Here is an 18,613-nt window from a genome sequence, read left to right as displayed (position 1 = left end):
GCGGGCGCCCGCCCGGCCCCCTCCCCACCCGCGTCAGGGGGTGATGATGATTTTGCGGCCCTGGCCGGAGGCGAACTGGGCCAGGGCCTCGGGGTAGGTGTCGAGGGGGAGGCGGTGGCTGATGAAGATGTCCGGGTCGAGCACTCCGGTGGCGAAGAGGTCCGCGGCGCGTTCGAAGCTGTGCAGGACGGCCATCGAGCCGGTGATGGTGATCTCCTGGTTGTAGATGCGGTACGGGTCGATCGTCACGCGGGTCGCGTAGTCGGCGACGCCGAACTGCAGGAAGGTGCCCGCCTTGGACACGCGCTCCAGGCCGTCCTGGATCGCCGCCGCGTTGCCCGTGGCGTCGATGACGAGGTCCCAGCCCTGGGGGCGGTCCAGTTCGTCCGGGTCCGCCGCCGAGGCGGAGACGCCCAGCTGCCGGGCGGTCTCCAGACGGGCCGGGTTGAGGTCCACCATGTCCACACTCGCCGCGCCGGTCCGCTTGGCCAGTTCCAGCATCATCAGGCCCATGGTTCCGGAGCCGTAGATCAGGACGTGTGCGCCGAGGCGGGACTGCAGGACGTCGTAGCCGCGGACCGCGCAGGAGAGGGGCTCGATCAGGGCCGCGTCCTGGGTGCGGACGTGTTCGGGCAGTTTGACGCAGTTCGCCACCGGGGCCACCGCGTACTGGGCGGCCCCGCCCGCCGTGGTGACGCCGATCGCGGCCCAGCGCTCGCACATGTTGTTGTGGCCGTTGCGGCAGTGGCGGCACTCGTAGCAGTACAGGGAGGGGTCCACGGCGACCTGGTCGCCGAGCGACACCTCGGTGACCTGGGAGCCGATGCCGACCACCTCGCCGGCGAACTCGTGGCCGGGGACGATGGGCAGCTTGGGTGCGAACTCGCCCTGGAGGATGTGCAGATCGGTGCCGCACAGCCCGCAGGCCGCGACCTCGACCACCACGTCGCGCGGTCCTGGGGTGGGGTCGGGCACCGTGGTGACGATGACCTTGCCGGGGGCTTCGATGAGGGCGGCTTTCACTTGACTGCTCCTAGGGACAGACCGCGGACCAGCTTGTCCTGGGCGGCCCAGCCGGCGATGAGGACGGGCAGGGACACCAGGGTGGCGGCGGCGCACAGACGGGCGAGGAAGAGCCCCTCGTTGGTGATGAACCCGACGAGGAACACCGGGGCGGTGGAGGCTTTGGTGGCGGTGAGGTTGACGGCGAACAGGAACTCGTTCCAGCTGAAGATGAAGCAGATCAGCGCGGTGGCGGCGATCCCGGGCACGGCGACGGGGCCGACGATGCGCAGCAGCACCGTGGGCAGTCCGGCGCCGTCGACCTCGGCGGCCTCCAGGATCTCCTTGGGTACTTCGGCGAGGAAGGAGCGCATCATCCACACCGCGATCGGCAGGTTCATCGCGGTGTAGAGGACGACCAACGTCCAGACGTTGTCCAGCATCCCGGCGTCCTTGACGATCAGGTACACCGGCAGCAGCGCCGCGATGACGGGCAGGAACTTCGTCGACAGGAAGAAGAACATCACGTCGGTCCACTTCTCGACCGGCTTGATGGACAGCGCGTAGGCCGCCGGGATCGAGAGGGCGAGCACGAGCAGGGTCGAAAAGACGCTCGCCATGGCCGAGTTGAGCAGGAACGGCGTGATGTCGCGGCCCAGCAGCAGTTCGTACTGGTCCAGGGTGAAGGGCGCGAGCAGACTGGGCGGGTTGGTGGCGGCGTCGGCCTCCTGGTGGAAGCTGGTCAGCACCATCCAGGCCACCGGCGCGAAGAAGGCCAGCGTGGCGAGCCAGGCGACGAAGGTCCACACCGGGGTCAGCCGCGGCGAGCCCTGGTCGCCCTCGGTGTTCTTGCGGCGGAACTTCTTGGGCCCGGCCGCGGGGGCGGCGGCCGGTGCCGTCTGGGTGGTGGTCACCGGGAGACCTCCTCACGGAACAGGGACGCGATGGTGCGCAGGGCGAACGTGGCGATGACGATGGCGCCGATCACCACGACCACGCCGGCGGCGGCCGCCTCGCCGTACTCGTACTTGCGGAACATGGTCAGGTAGATCTCGTAGGGGAGGTTCGTGGTCTGCGAGCCGGGGCCGCCCTGGGTGATGGTGAAGACCGCGTCGAAGGTCTGCACGACGTAGATGGTCCCGAGCAGGACGCCCAGTTCGATGTACTGCCGCAGGTGGGGCAGGGTGATGTGGAGGAAGGTCTGCCGCGCCGAGGCGCCGTCGACCCGGGCGGCCTCCAGTACGTCGCCGGGCTGGGCCTGGAGACCGGCCAGCAGGATGAGCATCATGAACGGCGTCCACTGCCACACCAGCGCGACGATCACGGCGGGCATCGCCGAGTTCGACAGCCAGTCGATGGTGGGTCCGTTCTCGGCTCCGAAGAGGCGGTAGACGGCGTTCAGGGTGCCGTTGAGGAGGCCGTAGTCGGGGTTGTAGATGGCGTGCTTCCACAGCAGTGCGGCGGCGACCGGCATGACCAGGAACGGCGTGATGAGCAGGGTGCGGGCCAGGCCCCGGCCGGGGAAGCGGCGGTCGAGGAGCATCGCCAGGCCCAGTCCGAGGAGCACGCTGATGATCACCACCGACGCGGTGAGCAGGATGGTGTTCAGGACCGCCGCGCGCAGCCGCTCGTCGGTGAAGACGAAGGCGTAGTTGGACAGGCCGGTGAAGTGCCGTTCGCCCGGCTTGAGGATGTTCCACTGGAAGGTGGAGATCACGAGCGTGGCCACGAACGGCAGCTGCGTGACGATGATCGTGAAGATCAGCGCCGGCAGCAGCGGTACGCGGCGCCGCCACTTGTTCAGCGATTCGCGCCTGCCCGGCCGGTGCGGGGGGTCTTTGCGCACCGCGTTGGGTGCGGGAGTGAGCGTGGTCATGAGGGGTCCTTGAGCCGGCCGGTTGCGGCCGGGTATGGGGAAGCGGTGCCCGGTGCACCGGCCGAAGGCCCTCGTACGGGATACGGATGTACGGGGGTCCTCGGCCGGCGCGGGCGGGCGGTGTACGTGCCGGACGCGTGCTCTGCCGGATGCCGGATGCCGGATATCGGACGTCGTGCGACGGTGGGCGTCGTGCGCCGGCGGACTCTGTCTGTCGGTGCGCCGGCGCACCGGTGTCCGACGGGCGAGGGGGCACCGGCGTGGTCACCGGGTCACCGACCGGTGGTCACCTGGTGGTGGTCACCGACCGGCGGGTCACCGGTAGTTCTTGGCGACTTCCTCCGCGAGCTTCTGGCCGTTGGTCAGGGCCTCGTCCACGCTGGTCTTGCCGGCGATGGCCGCGGAGATGTCCTGCGTCACCTTGGTGCCGAGGTCCTGGAACTCGGGCACGGCCACGAACTGGACGCCGACCGTGGGCCGCGGCTGCACACCGGGGTTCGTCGGGTCCGCCTGCTCGATGGACTTGAGGGTGATGTCACCGAAGGCCGAGGCCGCTTCCTTGTACTCGGGGATCTCGTAGGTGCTGGCCCGCTTGCCGGCCGGGACGCGCGACCAGCCCAGCTTCTCGCCGACGAGCTTCTCGTAGTCCTTGCCGGACGCCCAGAGCATGAACTTCGACGCGGCGTCGGCCTTCTTGGTGGTCTTCGGCATCGCCCACGCCCAGGTCCACAGCCAGCCGGAGCTGTCCGTCTTGTTCACCGGCGCGTAGGCGTAGCCGACCTTGCCCGCGATCTTGCTGGAGCTGGCGTCCTCCAGCGAACCGGCCGCGCTGGTCGCGTCGTACCACATGGCGACCTTGCCCTGGCTCATCGCGTTGAGGCACTCGGTGAACCCGGACTGCGCCGCGCCCGCCTGGCCGTGCTTCTTGACGAGGTTGACGTAGAAGTCGGTCGCCTTCTTGAACTCGGGGCTGTCGACCTGGGCGTTCCAGTCCTTGTCGAACCAGGTGCCGCCGAAGGTGTTGACCACCGTGGACAGCGACGCGCCGAGCTCGCCCCAGCCGGCCAGGCCGCGCAGACAGATGCCCTTCATGCCGGGGCGTGCTCCGTCGGCCTTGGCGGCGATGTCGGCGACCTGCTCCCAGGTCGGCCGCTCGGGCACGGTGATGCCCTTCTCCTCCATGACCTCCTTGTTGTACATGAGGAAGGACGACTCGCCGTAGAACGGAAGCGCGTACAGCTTCTCGTCCTCACCGGACAGCGACTGGACCATGGGGTTGAGCAGGTCCTTCTTGTCGAAGGCGGTGTCCTTGTCGGCGTAGGAGCTCAGCTCCTGCAGCCAGCCGTTCTTGTTCCAGATGGGCACCTCGTAGGCGCCGATGGTGGCAACGTCGTACTGGCCGGCCTGGGTGGCGATGTCCTGGGTGACCTTGTCGCGCAGTTCGTTCTCGGGAAGGATCGTGAAGTTGACCTTGATGCCGGTGTCCTTGGTGAACGTGTCCTTCGTCAGCTTCGCTATGTCCTCCATCTGAGGGTTGCCGACCATGAGGACGTTGATGCTCTCGCCGCCGGCTTCCGGACTCGACCCGCCGGCCCCGCTGCACGCGGCCAGCAGTGAGCCCGCGGAGACGGCGACCAGCACGGCGCGGGTGCTTCTGCGGACCCGGGTGGTTTTCTGGTTGGGCATGGTTGGCTCCAGAGGTGTTCGTTCGAGAGCGGGGGAGACCCGCGCCCGGTCGGGCGAGTGCGTGGTGAAGCGGTGGTGGTGAGGTGTATCGGGTGTAGCGGTGGTGGTGGGGCCGGAATCGGGGCAGTGGTGGGGGCGGGAGTCGGGGCAGTGGTGCGGCGGTGACGGGGCAGTGGCGTGGCGGTTGTGGGGCGGGGGAGCGGTCGGTCAGACCCGGATGACCTGCGGCCCCAGGAGGACGTAGCGATGGGCTTCGGAGGCGGGAAGCCCGGTGTCGGTGACGATCGCCTCCAGGTCCCCGATCCCGGCGAACCGGCAGAAACTGGTCGCTCCGAACTTGCTGTGGACGCCGGAGAAGATCCGGCGCCGGGACACGGTCATGACGTGCGTCTTCACATCGCTCACCGCGGGGTTCGGAGTGGTGAGCCCCCATTGGCGGGAGATGCCGTTCGCGCCGACGTAGGCCAGGTCGATGACGAGGTCGGACAGCGTGTGGGTGGCCCAGTGATCGACGGTCGCCAGGGTGGCGCCGCGGATGCGGCCACCGAGCAGCAGCACGGTGATGTTCTCGACGGAGGCCAGGGTGCCGGCCGCGGCGAGGGACGAGGTGATCACGGTCAGCGGCCGGTCGCGGGGGAGGGCGGCGGCGATGAGCTGCGGGGTGAAGCCCTCGTCGATGTACACCGTCTTCGCGTCACCGAGCAGGTCCACGGCCGCGGCGGCGATCCGCTTCTTCTCCTTGACCTGGCTGGTGGTGCGGTAGGAGAGGGTCGTCTCGAAGCCGGAGCTCTCGACGGGGTGGGCGCCGCCGTGGGTCCGGCGCACCAGCCCGTGGGCGGCCAGCAGGTTCAGGTCCCGCCGAACGGTTTCCTTGGAGATGCTCAGTTCGGCGGCGGTCCTCGCGACATCCACCGCGCCGGTACGGCGCGTCACCTCCAGGATGGAGCGGCGGCGTTCTTCGGCGTCCACGGTGACACCCCCATTGCGCGACTCAGGCCGACACCCGGTCGGTCCGTTTGTGTGTGGCGCGTTCGCGCCCCACTGAGTCCGGTCCGTTCGGACTCATGCGGACTATTTACGGGGTACGCACACGGTTATGAACAGGTAAAACGCCACACGATCCATGACCGTATGTGCCCGATTCGCTGTGCCCGTTCCCGCAGGCAGGGGTGTTTTCAGGCCAGAGACCGAGCATGATCCCGACCCGGTGTGCCCGAAACCGTGCCCGTTTCCTGTCTGCGCTCGGCGGCGGGGGGCGCCGATTCGGCTCCTCGGGCCGTCCGGGAAGGGGGTGTACTGGCGCGTAACGAGGTCCTGGAGCGCCTCGGGGCACTCTGGACGAGCGAAAAAAGAGTGGGAGGCGAGTCGCGGCGCGACGGGGCGCGACATGGTGTCTTTTGGTGGCTCGTGGCGTCCGGTGATGCGTCCTGTGATCCGTCATGGTGCGTCGTGGTGCGTCGTGGTGCCTCGGGGTACGGCGTAACGGGGCGGGACGCCGGCCCGGGGCCCTAGGATCAAACAGGTGTGCGCACATGTCGTAGTAGCCGAGGACGACGGGAAACAGGCGGAGTTGATCCGCCGCTATCTGGAACGGGAGGGTCACCGCGTCACGGTCGTGGGGGACGGTCGCGCCGCCCTGGAGGAAGTCCGCCGTGCGGCGCCGGACCTGCTCGTTCTCGACGTGATGATGCCGCGGACCGACGGCCTGGACGTGCTGCGGGTGCTGCGCGCCGAGGCCCGTGAGGTGCCGGTCCTGATGCTGACGGCCCGCACCACGGAGGACGATCTGCTCCTCGGCCTCGACCTGGGCGCCGACGACTACGTCACCAAGCCGTACAGCCCGCGTGAGCTGATGGCCCGGGTCCGCACGCTGCTCCGCCGTACCCGGTGGGCCGGCCCACCGGGTACGGCGGACGGGGGAGCGCAGGATCCGGGCGGGCAGGGCTCTGGTGCGCGGGACTCCGACGTGCTCACCGTCGGCACGCTCGCACTCGACCCCCTGCGGCACGAGATCAGCGTCGAGGGCAGGCCCGTGGTGTGCACCCCGAGCGAGTTCCGGCTGCTGGCGGCGCTGGCCGCGGAGCCCGACCGGGTCTTCGAGCGCCGGCGGCTCCTTGCCGAACTGCACGGCTTCGACAAGTACATCAGCGACCGCACGGTGGACATGCACATCATGAATCTCCGCAAGAAGATCGAGCCCGCTCCGCGCCGCCCCGTACGACTGCTCACGGTGTTCGGGGTCGGCTACAAGCTGACCGACCCGGCCCGACGGACCGGCAGTGCCCCGGCGTAGAAGGGCGCCGGACCGGGCGCGTGAACGGGCCACGGACCGGCGTGGAGGGCGTGGCAGCCGCAGGCCGCCGTTGCGACGGAGCCTGCTCGGCCGGTTCCTGGGCGTGAGCGCGCTGGTCGCGACGTGCTCCGTGGCCGCGACCGCATGGCTCGCCGTGCAGACCACGTCCGTGGCGATCAGACAGGAGGAGGGGCAGAACCTCGCGGACGACACGCGGATCTACAGCACCCTGCTGGGGTACGCGGCCACGCACCCGGACTGGGACGGGGTGCAGCCGACCGTACGCGAGCTCGCCCGGGAGTCGGGGCGGCGCATCACCCTGACCACACCGCAGCGCCGGCCCCTCGCGGAATCGGCGGGGCCGCGGGACCGGACGTCCCTCGCCGCGCGCGAGTCGGCGACCGTCGACCCGCTGTCCGTGGAAACCTCGCTGACCGGGGACGGGCAGGCCACTCCGGGGACCGCGGCATCGCGCCGGGCCACGGACCGGATCGACGCACGGGCGGTGGGCCCGTTCCGTGTGCCCGCCGCCGAGCGGATGGCACTGCGCGAGGACGCCGCCCGCAGCCTGTCGTGTCTGCGGTCGAGCGGAATCACCGCGGAGATCGTGGTGAGCCCGAGCGGACGCTCCGGCATCGAGGTCAAGGGATCCGACGGCGACCTCACGCAGTACTCCAGTTGCGTGGTGCCGCCTCTGACCGAGCCCACACGGACCGAGGCCGTGGCGCTCAAGGAGCTGAACCGGCTGACCAACGAATGCCTGCGGCGTCGCGAACACGACACCGAGGTCAGTCTGTTCCTGGACCTGACCTGGCGTCCGGGCCCGCCCTTGTCCGACGACGGCCGGGACACCACCGACCCCGCACCCGTCCCCGCGGAAGTCGTTCCCGCGGAAGCCGTCCCCGCGGACGACGAGGTGGACTCCTGCGTGGGCACGGCCCGCCGCGAACAGCTCGCCTCCTATGTCGCCCCGCCCGCTCTGCTGTTCATCGGGGACACCGGCGGCCGGACCGTGCCCGGCCTCGACCTGTCACCCGTCAACACCGCGAAGATCGCCGGAGTCGCCGCGCTGGTCCTGGCTCTGACCGTCGGTGCGTCGATCTTCGCCGGAATCCGGCTGGTAAGCCCGTTGCGGGCGCTGACGGGAGCGGCCCAGCGGCTTCGCGACGGCCGCGACATCCAACCCGTTCCGGTGACCACGGACAACGAGATCGGACGGCTGGCCGAGGCCTTCAACCAGATGGCGGCCCACCGCGAACGCATGGAGCGGCAGCGCAAGGCCATGGTGAGCGACGTCGCCCACGAACTGCGCACCCCGCTCAGCACCATCCGCGGCTGGCTGGAGGCGGCCCAGGACGGAGTGGCCGAAGCCGACCCCGCCTTTGTCGACTCCCTCCTGGAGGAAGCCGTACAACTGCAGCACATCATCGACGACCTGCAGGACCTGGCCGCGGCGGACGCCGGGGCGCTGCGCCTGAACCCGGAACCGCTGCGGGTGCGGGACGTGCTGCACCAGGTCGCCACGGCCCACCAGCTCCGCGCGGACGCGGCGGGCGTCACGCTCCTGGTCGAGGACCCGGCGGCCCGGGTGCCGTCCCTGTCTGCGGACCCGGTGCGGTTGCGGCAGGCCGTCGCCAACCTCGTCTCCAACGCGATCCGGCACACCGGAGAGGGCGGTACGGTCACGCTCCGCGCCCGTACCGACGAACACCGCACCGACGACGCCCGCACCGGTGCCGACAGGGGCATCGGCATCGGCACCGGCACCGGCCGCACCGTGGTCGTGGAGGTCGCCGACACGGGCAGCGGCATCGATCCGGCCGACCTGCCCCACCTCTTCGACCGCTTCTGGCGTGCGGACAAGTCCCGCAACCGCCGCACCGGAGGCAGCGGCCTGGGCCTCGCCATCGTGCGCAAGCTCGCGGAGGCCCACGGCGGTTCGGTGACGGTGACCAGTGCACCGGGCTCAGGTTCCGTCTTCGCCCTGCGGCTCCCCGTGCCCCGGGAGGAGGGTGCGGGCCGGCCCTGATGTTCCCTGATGCGATGCGCACAGGGAACTGACAACTTCTTGACAACGGTGCGCCAGTCTGTCGCTCGATTCCACCGCACGATCGATCAGACATCGGAGAGGCACCATGACCTACCGTTCGTCCTTGCGTACTGCCCTCGTGGCGGGAGCCCTGGCCGCCGGGGTGCTCGCCCCGGCCGGCGTCGCCCTCGCCGCGACCACGACGGCCACCACTCCGGCGGTCGCCGCCTCCACGCCGGTCGCCCCCGCGCCGGAAGAAGCCGCCCCCGCGCCGGGAGACGCCGCCCCCGTGCCGGCGGAGGACCGGGCCGACGTGGCCGAGCCCACGCCGGCCGTGCCGGAGGCCGAGGAGGAGAGTAAGCGCCGGGTCGAGGAAACCGGGAAACTGGGCGATGACGCAACGGTGCTGCCGCGCGGCGGCGTCGCCGCCGGAGAGAGCCCCGGGACCGGCAGCAGCAACACGCCCGTCGCCCTCGGCTCCATGGCCGGCGCCGTGGCCCTGCTCGCCGGCGCGGGCATCGTGGTGTACCGGCGCCGTTCCACGCAGCACTGACCACCTCCCCGTGTCCAGGCGGCGCCCGCTCAGCGGGCGCCGCCGCAGGAGAAACCGGAAGCCCCATGCGCCGCATGAACACCCGTACGGCGGTGGCCGTGCTGCTCGTCACCCATGCCGCCCTGCTCACCGCCTGTGCCCCGGCCACCACACCCTCCTCCTCCACCACCTCCACCTCCTCTGCCTCGGCCACGGAGGCGGGCAGGAACGGCGTGTCGCCCTCCGAGTCCGCCGACGTCACCACCACGAGCGGGGTGCCCGTACGGGTGTCCATCCCGTCGCTGGACGTGGACAGCTCGCTGCTGTCGCTCGGCCTCAACCCGGACGGCACCGTCGAGGTCCCGCCGGCCGAGAAGGGCATGACGGCCGGCTGGTACACCGGGGGTGCCGTGCCCGGTGAGCCCGGAGCGGCCGTCATCATCGGCCACAACGAGACCCGCCACGGCCGGGCGGTCTTCCACGACCTGCACACCGTCCGTCCCGGCACCGGCATAGCCGTACGCCTCGACGGCGGCACCACCCGGCACTTCACCGTCACCGCGAAGGAAGCCGTCGACAAGAAGGCCTTTCCCACGGAGAAGGTGTACGGCGTCACCGACGACCGCGTCCTGCGCCTGATCACCTGCGACGGCGCCTATGACGCGCAGGGGCACACGGTGGACAACCTCATCGTGTACGCGACGCTCGAACACGGCTGACGGCCGATGGTGGACACGGTCCTGGAGCGGGAGTTCCGGCAGTTCGTCCACCAACGGCAGCAGGAGCTGGGACGAAGTGCCTATGCCCTGTGCGGGAATTGGCACGACGCACAGGATCTGACCCAGACGGCTCTGCTGGAGCTGTATGCCGTCTGGGGCACCGTGCGATACCGGAGTACGGCGGTCACGTACGCGCGTGTCCTCCTCGCCCGTGCCGACACCACTCACCGCCGTCGTGCCGGGGCCGGTGAGGAGCCCGTGCGCGAGGTGCCGGAACCCGGTACGAGCCGGGACCCCGCGTCCGGGACGGACCTGAGTCTCATGCTGCGGGCGGCGCTGATGACCGTGCCGCCGCGCTGCCGGGCCGTTCTGGTCCTGCGTTTCTGGGGCGACTGGAGTGTGGAACGGACCGCACGCGCACTCGGCATGTCGACGGGCACGGTCAAGAGCCATACCGCCAGGGGCCTGCACCGGCTGCGGCAGGCGGTCGAGCGGATGGACATCCGGGATCCGGGATCCGGGATGCGGGATGCGAGGTCAGGGATTCAGAGGCCGGGGGCCGGGGCCCGGTCGAGGGGCCGGGGGTACGCCCTTCCCCGCCGTGCGTCCTGACGGCGCACGGCGGGGAAGGGCGGTTCAGTGGGTCGGGTAGGCGTCGAGAATGGTCTGGACACTGCGGTTGCCGTCGGCGTCGACTGCCGTGGCGCGCAGTGACACCGTGCCGTGGGCGGGCGGGTTGTGGACCGTGACGTCGGTGATGTCTCCCACCCCGTCGTGGACGGTGGTCCAGTGGGTCCCGCCGTCGGTGGACGTCTCGATCTTCAGCGACCTGGCCGTGCCTCCCTGGACCGTCACCGGGACACGGAAGTTCTCCTTGCCTCCGGGCGCGGTGTTGTCCACGGTGAGTTCGGGGGAGTAGCGCACGGCCAGCGGGCCGGCGACCGGTTCCCATGCCTCGCCGGCGGTGGGCCCGGCCATGAACGTGTAGTCGACCGTGACCTCGCGGGAGACGTCCGTGTATCCCAGCTCGTTCCGGGAGGCCGAGGAGACGATGCGGTACTCGGCCCGCTCGTCGCCGATTCCGAAGGCGAGACCCTGCACGGGCACCTTCAGGTCGCGGACGAGTTCGCCGTCGCGATAGACGCGGGTGCTGCCCGGGCCGGACTCCGCCCAGCCGGACTCGGCGGTGCCGGGAGCGAAGAGGGAGAGCGTCCCTTCGAGCAGATGACCGGACTGGAAGAAGCCGGCGTCCTGGTGGAAGACGGGGCCGAAGACACCTACGTTGAGCGTGCGCGCGAACCTCTTGCCCGGGGCGTACACCTCGGAGCGGTGGTTCGAGGCCTGCACGGGGGAGTCCTCGGTGTCGTACTGCAGGCTCGACAGGCTCCAGGACGTGCCGGACTGGAGCCACAGGGTGGTCTCGGCCGGCAGGCGCACCGCGGCGCCCACGCCCAGCCCGAAGCTCTCGGGAGCGGCGCCCATCCAGCCGTCGGCCCCCTGTGCGCGGGTGCCCGTGGCAGCGGTGACCCGGGCCATGTCCCCGAGTCCGGGACGGTTGACCAGGCCGGTGGGGAAGCCTCCTCGGACCTCGCGATAGCCGTGGTAGCGCCGGTTGCCGGGCCCCGAGTGGTAGGAGTGCAGCGCGAGGCGGAACGACGTGTCGGACGGGCTGCTGGACGGGCTGTCGGACGGGCTGTCGGTCATCGACAGGGAGTGGACGCCTTCTTCGGGAGCGCCGAAGTACCAGGACCAGTTGCTGAGTCCGGGCGAGTGGTAGGTGGTGGCCAGCTCCTCGAGCCGGGCGTCGGGGTGGGGGGCGGTGAAGTCCAGCCGCTTCGTCTCGCGAAGGTCCACCTTCAGCTCCGTAGGGCCGTCGACGGTCAGCCTTGGCACCATCGCCCAGTCGATCCTCGTGCCGCTGCTGCTGCCGTACAGGTCGGGCGAGACGACCTCGATGAGGTAGTCGCCGTGCTCGACGCTTCCGCGGACCGTGCCGTCCTTGCTGAGTGCGTTGAATCCGTCGGTCTCGCTCACGACGAACGCTCGCGCGTCGTCGGCGGGTTCGCCGTCGGCCCCGGTGATCCGCAGGGTGATGTCTGCCTTCTCGGCTTCGACCGCGAGACTGCCTGCGGTGCGGATCCGCTGGTCACCGGCGGTTCCGGTGGATTTGGCGGTTCCGGTGACGACGATGCCGTAGTCGCCGGGGCCGGCCTCGGCCAGCGTGGTGGGATCGGCGGTGACGTCGACCGTCGCGCTGCCCAGGGCGGGGACGGTCACCGACTTCGCGCCGAGGGAGAACAGCTTCCCGGGGCCGCTGCCGCCGCCCGTCGCGGTCGTGGAGAGGTCCAGGTCCAGAGTGAGATCGGTCGGGCCGCTGTTGCGGTAGGTGACCGTCCTGGTGATGCGGTCGGCACGGGCGTCAGCGTGCGTGACGCTGCCGAAGTCGAGGGTGTTGGCGTCAGCCGTGACGGTCTGGTGGAGGGCACCGGGAACGTCCAGCCTGCCGGTGCCGGTCCGGACGGGAGCGGCCTCGACCTCGGCGGCGGAGGCCATCAGGGCCCGCTTGAGCTGTTCCCCGGTCCAGTCGGGGTGCTTCTGCAGGAGCAGAGCGGCGGCGCCCGCCACATGCGGAGTGGCCATGGACGTCCCGTCGAGGGCCACATACCCGTCCGCGACGGGTGTGCCCGTCAGCTCCATCTCACTGCCCGCGGCCGCTGCCGCCGCGATCTGAACGCCCGGAGCCGACAGGTCCGGCTTCAACGCCCCGTCGACCGGGCTCGGCCCCACCGAAGAGAAGCGGGCGACCTTGTCCTCGTCGTCGACCGCGCCGACGGTCAGTGCCGACGGGGCAATGCCCGGCGAGCCCACGGTCCCCCCGGTCGGCCCGTCGTTGCCCGCGGCCACGACGAAGAGTGTGCCGTTGTCCTTCGACAGCTTGTCGAGTGTCTCCACCAGGGGGTCGTAGGCGGTGGACGCCGGCCCGCCCAGGCTCATGCTGACGATGTCGGCCCCCTGCGCGACGGCCCACTCCATCCCCTCGATGATCCAGGAGTCGAGAGCGCCGAACTCTCCGAGGACCTTGCCCACCAGGAGGTCGGCGGCCGGTGCCACACCACGGTGGACACCACCCGAGCGCGCGCCGGTACCGGCGGCCGTGGACGCCACGTGGGTGCCGTGGCCGACGGTGTCACCGGTTCCCTCGTCGGTGAAGTTCGCCGTGTCCCGGACCTTTCCGTCGAAGTCACCGTGATCGGCTTCGATCCCGGTGTCGAGCACGGCGATCGTCGTTCCCTTTCCGTCGTACCCCGCCTGCCACGCCTGGTCGGCGCCGACTTGCCGGACACTCTTGTCCAGGGTGGCCTGCCTCACCCGGTCCAGGGAGACGGACCGGATCCCCGGAGCCGCCGTCAGGGACATCGCGTTCGACGGTCCGCGGTCGGTGAGCGTCTTCCACAGCGACTCGGTATGTTCATGAGGCACCGTCAGTGCCTCCGCCCGCAGCGTGTCGAACCGGGCGCGTACCCGAACGCCGTCCTCGTTCCTCGGCACCTTGGCGCTCGGTTTCGCATCCCCCTCGTAGCTGACGATCAGGGGGATTCCGTCGAAGGACCTGTAGGCCCGATGCGAGAGTTCGGCGACGTCGAACAGGCCGGCATCCACGGTCCCGTCGTCGAGCAGCGGCTGGACGTCCAGCGGCACCACCATCGTCGCTGTGCCCCGCTGGAACACGCGTACCGGTATGTTCTCGCGCCCCTGCGCGCGGACCACGGCGGACACGGATCCCTTGGCGTCGAGCATCACCTGGTCCCCGGTGAGCAAGGTGACCGAGCTGCTGCCCGGGGCGCGCTGACCCGGAGCCGGGCCCGCGCTGTACTCGTTCGTGGAGGGGGAGTGGGTGGCGGCGGAAGCAGTGGGTAAGACGGCCAGCGCCAGTACCAGCGTGGTGCCGGCCACGGCCGCGTCCAGTCTCAGTCTTCGCCAGTTCAAGGAATCCTCCATACCGGTCCGTCACGACACACGACGGGCCGGGCCCGCCGATCGTTGTGCAGGCTAGGCAGGGGAAAAAGGACTCGGGATCGGTTGGCCGCATACCGGCCACAGTTGGTGCCCCTGGGGCCGAACTGCCTTATGTGGCTGCCTTGGTGTCAGTCCTGGTGGCAACGACGGCTGCGGGATCTCGTGCCGTGAAGGCCGTGAAGGCCGTGAAGGTAGTGAAGGTCGTGCTCCGAACGGAACTCGGTGCCGCCGGTTCCGCTACCGGTGAAGCTGTCCAGCCCGTGCGTGAGTTGGCCGGATCACCGGTCTGTGGAGTGGTCAACTGCGCCTGGCTCACCGGTATCCGTGGCGGCCCCGGTCGCCGGACTCAGGTCCGGGTGATCCGTACGCGGTACTCCGGTATTTCCGAGCCCGAGCCCGAGCCCGGGGTGGCCGGCTCCAGGACCTTGACGCGGATCCCCGCCTCGCGGTCGATGAACGTCTGGCCGGGAGTGAAGGGGGCGTCGGAGAGTTCCGCGTGGATGTTGGGGCTGCGGGTGCAACCGCCGCTTTCCTGACGGGAGTCGTAGACCGTGACCGGCCCCATGCCGGTGTCGACGTCCGCGTCGACCTTGTAGACGAGGATGCCGGGCCGGCACACCGCCTCGTCGTTGCCGGCGCGGGTGCGGAACTCGAGGGCGTATCCGGAACGCGCGTCCAGGGGGAGGAAGACGAGCTTCGGGCCGCCCGGCTCGGCCAGCGGCGTCAGGGTGTACTCCCGTGTGCCCGTGCCCGCCGCGCAGTGCACCTGGCGTGGGTCCAGCCAGCCTATTTTCCACTTGTGCCAGCCGAGCAGGTCGTTGTTGGCGCCCCAGTCCTCGCTCATGATGTCCCAGTGGCCCACGGCTCCGCCGCCCTCGGCGGTGTAGAGGTCGGGCAGGCCGAAGACGTGGCCGTTCTCGTGCGGGAGGACCCGGTAGCCGGTGCGGTCCAGGGATCCGGAGCCGTCGTCCTGACGGGAGTAGACGAACGACGCGTTGGCGACCGGGACGCCGTCCGCGGTCGGGGCCTCCGGGTTGCCCGCGAAGGTGACCGACAGGACGGTGTCCAGGGCGGAGGGGCCCGCGTTCGGGGTCATCAGCACGTTCACCAGGTCGTACGACCGGAAGTCCACCGTCGGGTCCGCCGCCGCCACGATGTCGTCGACCAGCTTGCGGTAGCCGGGGTCGAACGGGGCGCCGCGCTCTATGCCGTACTCCCGGAACGACTTGGGCATCCGCAGCCAGCCCGGGATCGGAATTTCGGGGCGGTAGTCGAGACGGCCGTACGAGCTGGTGCGGAACCACTCCTGGGTCTGCGGGAAGAACTCCCGGTAGCGGTCGAGGGCCTTGCCCTCGCCGGGGGCGTCCGAGAAGTCGACCATGAGGGTGAGGGCGCGGACGGTGCCGGTGGAGGGGGCGTAGCCGGCGATCGTGGGGATCCCCTCCGACATCTGGACCTCGCGAGTGCTGCCGATCAGGCAGGGACCGTGCGCGGAGGAGCGGGACAGGGCGCTCGGTCCGGCACCGGAGGCCGACAGGTGCGGGGAGAGGCGGGCGTTGCCGGCCGAGGGGGCGAGGGCGAGGGTCAGGACGGTCACGGACGTCAGAGCGGCCAGTCGACGCGGGGATATCCGGCTGCTGGTCGACTGAGGCTGCATCCGGGAGACCTCCGCTTCACACGGCAGCCGCCGGTCCCCGGCTGCACCCTTTTGATCACCTTCCGTTGAGGGGGGCACGGGCGCGCGTTGGAGGGGCCGATCGTGCGAGCGGTCCGGCAGGCACGCGGAGAATGTGACGCAGGTCACATGAGAAGCCTCCGGTGGAGGGAAATAACCGGGGACTGCTTCCCCGTTTAGGCCTGTGTTCGCGCGAAACGGGGACTCCTTCCCCGGATCACGACAGCAGATGTAACAGCAACAGCAACAGCAACAGCAGCAACAGCAGCAGTAACAGTGACCTAGGAGTGCATCGTGCAGACCGCCGCTTCCGTATCGCCCAAGGCGTCCAGGCCCCGCGCCGATGCCCTGCGCAACCGGGAACGGATCGTCACCGCCGCCCGGGAGATGTTCGTCGAGTTCGGCGCCGACGTGCCGTTCGACGAGGTCGCCCGCCGGGCCGGCGTGGGCAATGCCACGGTGTACCGCAACTTCCCCGATCGTGAAGCGCTGGTGCGCGAGGTCGTGTGCTCCGTGATGGACCGCACGTCGGAGGCGGCCGAACAGGCGCTCGCCGAGACCGGGGATGCCTTCGAGGCGTTGGAGCGGTTCGCGCACACGGCCGCAGAGGAGCGGATCAGCGCGCTGTGCCCGATGCTCTCCAGCGCCTTCGACCAGCACCACCCCGACCTGGAGGCCGCACGTGTACGGGTCGACACGCTCGTCGCGCAGATCATGGACCGGGCGAGGGCGGCCGGTCAGCTCCGTGACGACGTGGGGTTCGGTGATCTGCTCATCGGTATCGCCCAGCTCAGCCGGCCGCCGGCCGGTACGGGCTGCCTGAGCGCAGACCGGTTCGTCCACCGTCATCTTCAGCTGTTCCTGGACGGGATGCGGGCCCCGGCCCCCAGTTCCCTGCCGGGTGCGACCGTCACCGTGGAGGACCTGCGCGCGAGCTGAACGATCCCTGACCAAGATCCCGATCCCGATCCCGATCCCGATCCCGATTCAGATTTCGATCCGGCCCGAACCACTTCAGCAACTACCTCAGCAACGACTTCAGTAGCCGGCCAGGCGGCCGTCCCCAGGGTGAGCCGTTCCCTCACGACATCGTTTTTTCATCGCAAACCACGAATTTTTCCGTCATGAAATACCGAAGTCCCGAAGTGGGTACCCTCATGTCTGAAACAGCCTCAAAAGCCCCCGGTATACCGGATACCAACCGCTGGAAGGCGCTCGTCTTCATCGCGCTCGCCCAGCTGATGGTCGTCCTGGACGCCACCATCGTGAACATCGCCCTGCCCTCCGCCCAGCAGGACCTGGGCATCTCCGACGGCAACCGGCAGTGGGTCGTCACGGCCTACGCCCTCGCCTTCGGCGGACTGCTGCTCTTCGGCGGGCGCATAGCCGACCTGTGGGGCCGTAAGCGGGCGTTCGTGCTCGGTCTGGGCGGCTTCGCGGCGGCCTCCGCGCTGGGCGGCGCGGCCACCAACGAGGTCATGATGTTCGGCGCGCGCGCCCTGCAGGGCGTGTTCGGCGCGCTGCTCGCGCCGGCCGCGCTGTCCCTGCTCGCGGTGATGTTCACCGATGGCAAGGAACGCGCCAAGGCGTTCGGCATCTACGGTGCGATCGCCGGTGGCGGTGGCGCCGTCGGCCTGATCCTCGGCGGCTTCCTCACCGAGTATCTGAACTGGCGCTGGACGTTCTTCGTGAACATCCCGTTCGCCGTCGTCGCCGCGCTCGGCGCGTACTTCGTCATCCGTGAACCGCGCGGCGGCCGTAACCGTTCGCCGCTGGACGTGCCCGGCGTGGTGCTGTCCACCCTCGGTCTGGTCGCCCTCGTCTACGGCTTCACCCGTGCCGAGTCCGAGGGCTGGAGCGACTCGCTGACGGTCGGTATGTTCGTCGCGTCGGCCGTCCTGCTCCTGGCGTTCGTCCTGGTCGAGTCCCGGGTCAAGGCGCCGCTGCTGCCCCTGCGTGTGGTCACCGAACGCAACCGCGGCGGGGTCTACCTCTCGCTGGGCCTGGCGATCATCGCGATGTTCGGCCTGTTCCTCTTCCTCACGTACTACCTGCAGATCGTCCAGGACTACTCGCCGGTGAAGACCGGGTTCGCCTTCCTGCCGATGATCGCGGGCATGATCACGGGTTCCACCCAGATCGGTGCCCGGCTGATGACCCGGGTCCCGCCCCGGCTGCTGATGGGCCCCGGCTTCCTGGTCGCCGCCCTCGGCATGCTGATGCTGACCCGGCTGGAGGTCGACACTTCCTACGCCGCCGTGATGCTGCCCGGCATGCTGCTGCTCGGTCTCGGCATGGGTACGGCGTTCATGCCGGCCATGTCGCTGGCCACCCTGGGCGTCGAGCCCCGGGACTCCGGCGTCGCCTCCGCGATGGTCAACACCTCGCAGCAGGTGGGCGGCGCGATCGGTACGGCCCTGCTGAACACGATCGCGGCCTCGGCCACCACGTCCTACATCGCCGACCACATCGGCGGCGCCGCGAGCCGGTCCCAGCAGCAGCTGGTTCAGCTCGAAGGCATGGTGCAGGGCTACACCAGCGCGATCTGGTTCGCCGTGGGGATCCTCTTCCTGGCCGCGGCCATCGCCCTGACCCTCGTCAACGCCGGCCGCCCGGGGGGCACGGTCACCGGCTCCTCCGAGGAGGGTTCCAGGGTCGCCGGAAGCGCCGAGGAGGACGTGGTGGTGCCGGTCGTCGCCCACTGACGGCCTGCCACGCGGCCTTCACCGCCCACCGGCCACCGCCGGCCCTCACCGGCGGGCCACCACCGGCCCTCACCGGTCA

The 18,613-nt window shown here is 70.1% G+C and carries 14 protein-coding genes; 7 read left to right on the top strand and 7 right to left on the bottom strand.

All coding sequences use genetic code 11. The features are described 5' to 3' along the window. Positions 1-33 precede the first annotated feature (33 nt). From V4Y04_RS15410 to V4Y04_RS15390, 5 genes are all read right to left on the bottom strand, one after another. The gene (locus V4Y04_RS15410) at positions 34-1,023 is read right to left on the bottom strand and encodes a zinc-dependent alcohol dehydrogenase family protein (protein ID WP_332428497.1); all 990 of its coding nucleotides are present in this window, start codon (positions 1,021-1,023) and stop codon (positions 34-36) included. Further along, complete coding sequence (locus V4Y04_RS15405) at positions 1,020-1,820, bottom strand: carbohydrate ABC transporter permease (protein ID WP_332432855.1); 801 nt, start codon at positions 1,818-1,820, stop codon at positions 1,020-1,022. The genes V4Y04_RS15410 and V4Y04_RS15405 overlap by 4 nt, the downstream gene beginning before the upstream one ends. Positions 1,821-1,912: 92 nt before the next feature. Then, positions 1,913-2,878, bottom strand: a complete 966-nt coding sequence (locus tag V4Y04_RS15400) for a carbohydrate ABC transporter permease (protein ID WP_332428496.1) — start codon at positions 2,876-2,878, stop codon at positions 1,913-1,915. Positions 2,879-3,193: 315 nt separating this feature from the next. After that, positions 3,194-4,564, bottom strand: a complete 1,371-nt coding sequence (locus tag V4Y04_RS15395; RefSeq protein ID WP_332428495.1) for an ABC transporter substrate-binding protein — start codon at positions 4,562-4,564, stop codon at positions 3,194-3,196. A gap of 207 nt (positions 4,565-4,771) precedes the next feature. Beyond that, positions 4,772-5,533, bottom strand: coding sequence for a DeoR/GlpR family DNA-binding transcription regulator (locus V4Y04_RS15390; RefSeq protein WP_332428494.1), 762 nt, complete (start codon positions 5,531-5,533; stop codon positions 4,772-4,774). A gap of 553 nt (positions 5,534-6,086) precedes the next feature. Here V4Y04_RS15390 and V4Y04_RS15385 point away from each other — a divergent pair. The 5 genes from V4Y04_RS15385 to V4Y04_RS15365 all read left to right on the top strand — a co-directional run bounded on the left by V4Y04_RS15385 (position 6,087) and on the right by V4Y04_RS15365 (position 10,749). Beyond that, positions 6,087-6,857 (top strand): response regulator transcription factor, encoded by a 771-nt coding sequence (locus V4Y04_RS15385; RefSeq protein ID WP_332428493.1) that lies wholly within the window; start codon positions 6,087-6,089, stop codon positions 6,855-6,857. Further along, positions 6,844-8,886: a sensor histidine kinase gene (locus tag V4Y04_RS15380; protein ID WP_443080022.1), complete on the top strand. Its 2,043-nt coding sequence runs from the start codon at positions 6,844-6,846 to the stop codon at positions 8,884-8,886. The genes V4Y04_RS15385 and V4Y04_RS15380 overlap by 14 nt, the downstream gene beginning before the upstream one ends. Positions 8,887-9,010: 124 nt before the next feature. Then, complete coding sequence (locus V4Y04_RS15375) at positions 9,011-9,439, top strand: LPXTG cell wall anchor domain-containing protein (RefSeq protein WP_332428491.1); 429 nt, start codon at positions 9,011-9,013, stop codon at positions 9,437-9,439. 65 nt (positions 9,440-9,504) lie between these two features. Continuing rightward, the gene (locus tag V4Y04_RS15370) at positions 9,505-10,137 is read left to right on the top strand and encodes a class F sortase (protein ID WP_332428489.1); all 633 of its coding nucleotides are present in this window, start codon (positions 9,505-9,507) and stop codon (positions 10,135-10,137) included. A 6-nt stretch (positions 10,138-10,143) separates the two neighbouring features. Beyond that, a complete protein-coding gene (locus V4Y04_RS15365; protein ID WP_332428487.1) occupies positions 10,144-10,749 on the top strand; it encodes a SigE family RNA polymerase sigma factor in 606 nt (201 codons plus the stop codon). Between the two features lie 24 nt (positions 10,750-10,773). Here V4Y04_RS15365 and V4Y04_RS15360 read toward each other — a convergent pair whose 3' ends face one another. Then, positions 10,774-14,124 (bottom strand): S8 family peptidase, encoded by a 3,351-nt coding sequence (locus tag V4Y04_RS15360; RefSeq protein ID WP_332428485.1) that lies wholly within the window; start codon positions 14,122-14,124, stop codon positions 10,774-10,776. A gap of 376 nt (positions 14,125-14,500) precedes the next feature. Continuing rightward, positions 14,501-15,811 (bottom strand): M6 family metalloprotease domain-containing protein, encoded by a 1,311-nt coding sequence (locus V4Y04_RS15355; RefSeq protein ID WP_332428483.1) that lies wholly within the window; start codon positions 15,809-15,811, stop codon positions 14,501-14,503. Between the two features lie 312 nt (positions 15,812-16,123). On the opposite strand from V4Y04_RS15355, the gene V4Y04_RS15350 reads away from it, so the two are divergent. After that, complete coding sequence (locus V4Y04_RS15350) at positions 16,124-16,768, top strand: TetR/AcrR family transcriptional regulator (RefSeq protein WP_332428482.1); 645 nt, start codon at positions 16,124-16,126, stop codon at positions 16,766-16,768. 218 nt (positions 16,769-16,986) lie between these two features. After that, on the top strand, positions 16,987-18,534 hold the full coding sequence (locus V4Y04_RS15345) for an MFS transporter (RefSeq protein ID WP_332428480.1): 1,548 nt from the start codon (positions 16,987-16,989) through the stop codon (positions 18,532-18,534). Positions 18,535-18,613 lie beyond the last annotated feature (79 nt).

Origin of the sequence: Streptomyces sp. P9-A2, assembly GCF_036634175.1 — a bacterium.
Classification (GTDB): domain Bacteria; phylum Actinomycetota; class Actinomycetes; order Streptomycetales; family Streptomycetaceae; genus Streptomyces; species Streptomyces pratens.
The sequence above is the reverse complement of the archived record's forward strand: the minus strand, read 5'-3'. Positions and strand labels throughout refer to the sequence as shown.

Coding starts and splice junctions, on each gene's coding strand:
- V4Y04_RS15400 (WP_332428496.1), bottom strand. CDS start 2,878: ATGACCACGCTCACTCCCGCACCCAACGCGGTGCGCAAAGACCCCCCG.
- V4Y04_RS15370 (WP_332428489.1), top strand. CDS start 9,505: ATGCGCCGCATGAACACCCGTACGGCGGTGGCCGTGCTGCTCGTCACC.
- V4Y04_RS15395 (WP_332428495.1), bottom strand. CDS start 4,564: ATGCCCAACCAGAAAACCACCCGGGTCCGCAGAAGCACCCGCGCCGTG.
- V4Y04_RS15355 (WP_332428483.1), bottom strand. CDS start 15,811: ATGCAGCCTCAGTCGACCAGCAGCCGGATATCCCCGCGTCGACTGGCC.
- V4Y04_RS15365 (WP_332428487.1), top strand. CDS start 10,144: ATGGTGGACACGGTCCTGGAGCGGGAGTTCCGGCAGTTCGTCCACCAA.
- V4Y04_RS15345 (WP_332428480.1), top strand. CDS start 16,987: ATGTCTGAAACAGCCTCAAAAGCCCCCGGTATACCGGATACCAACCGC.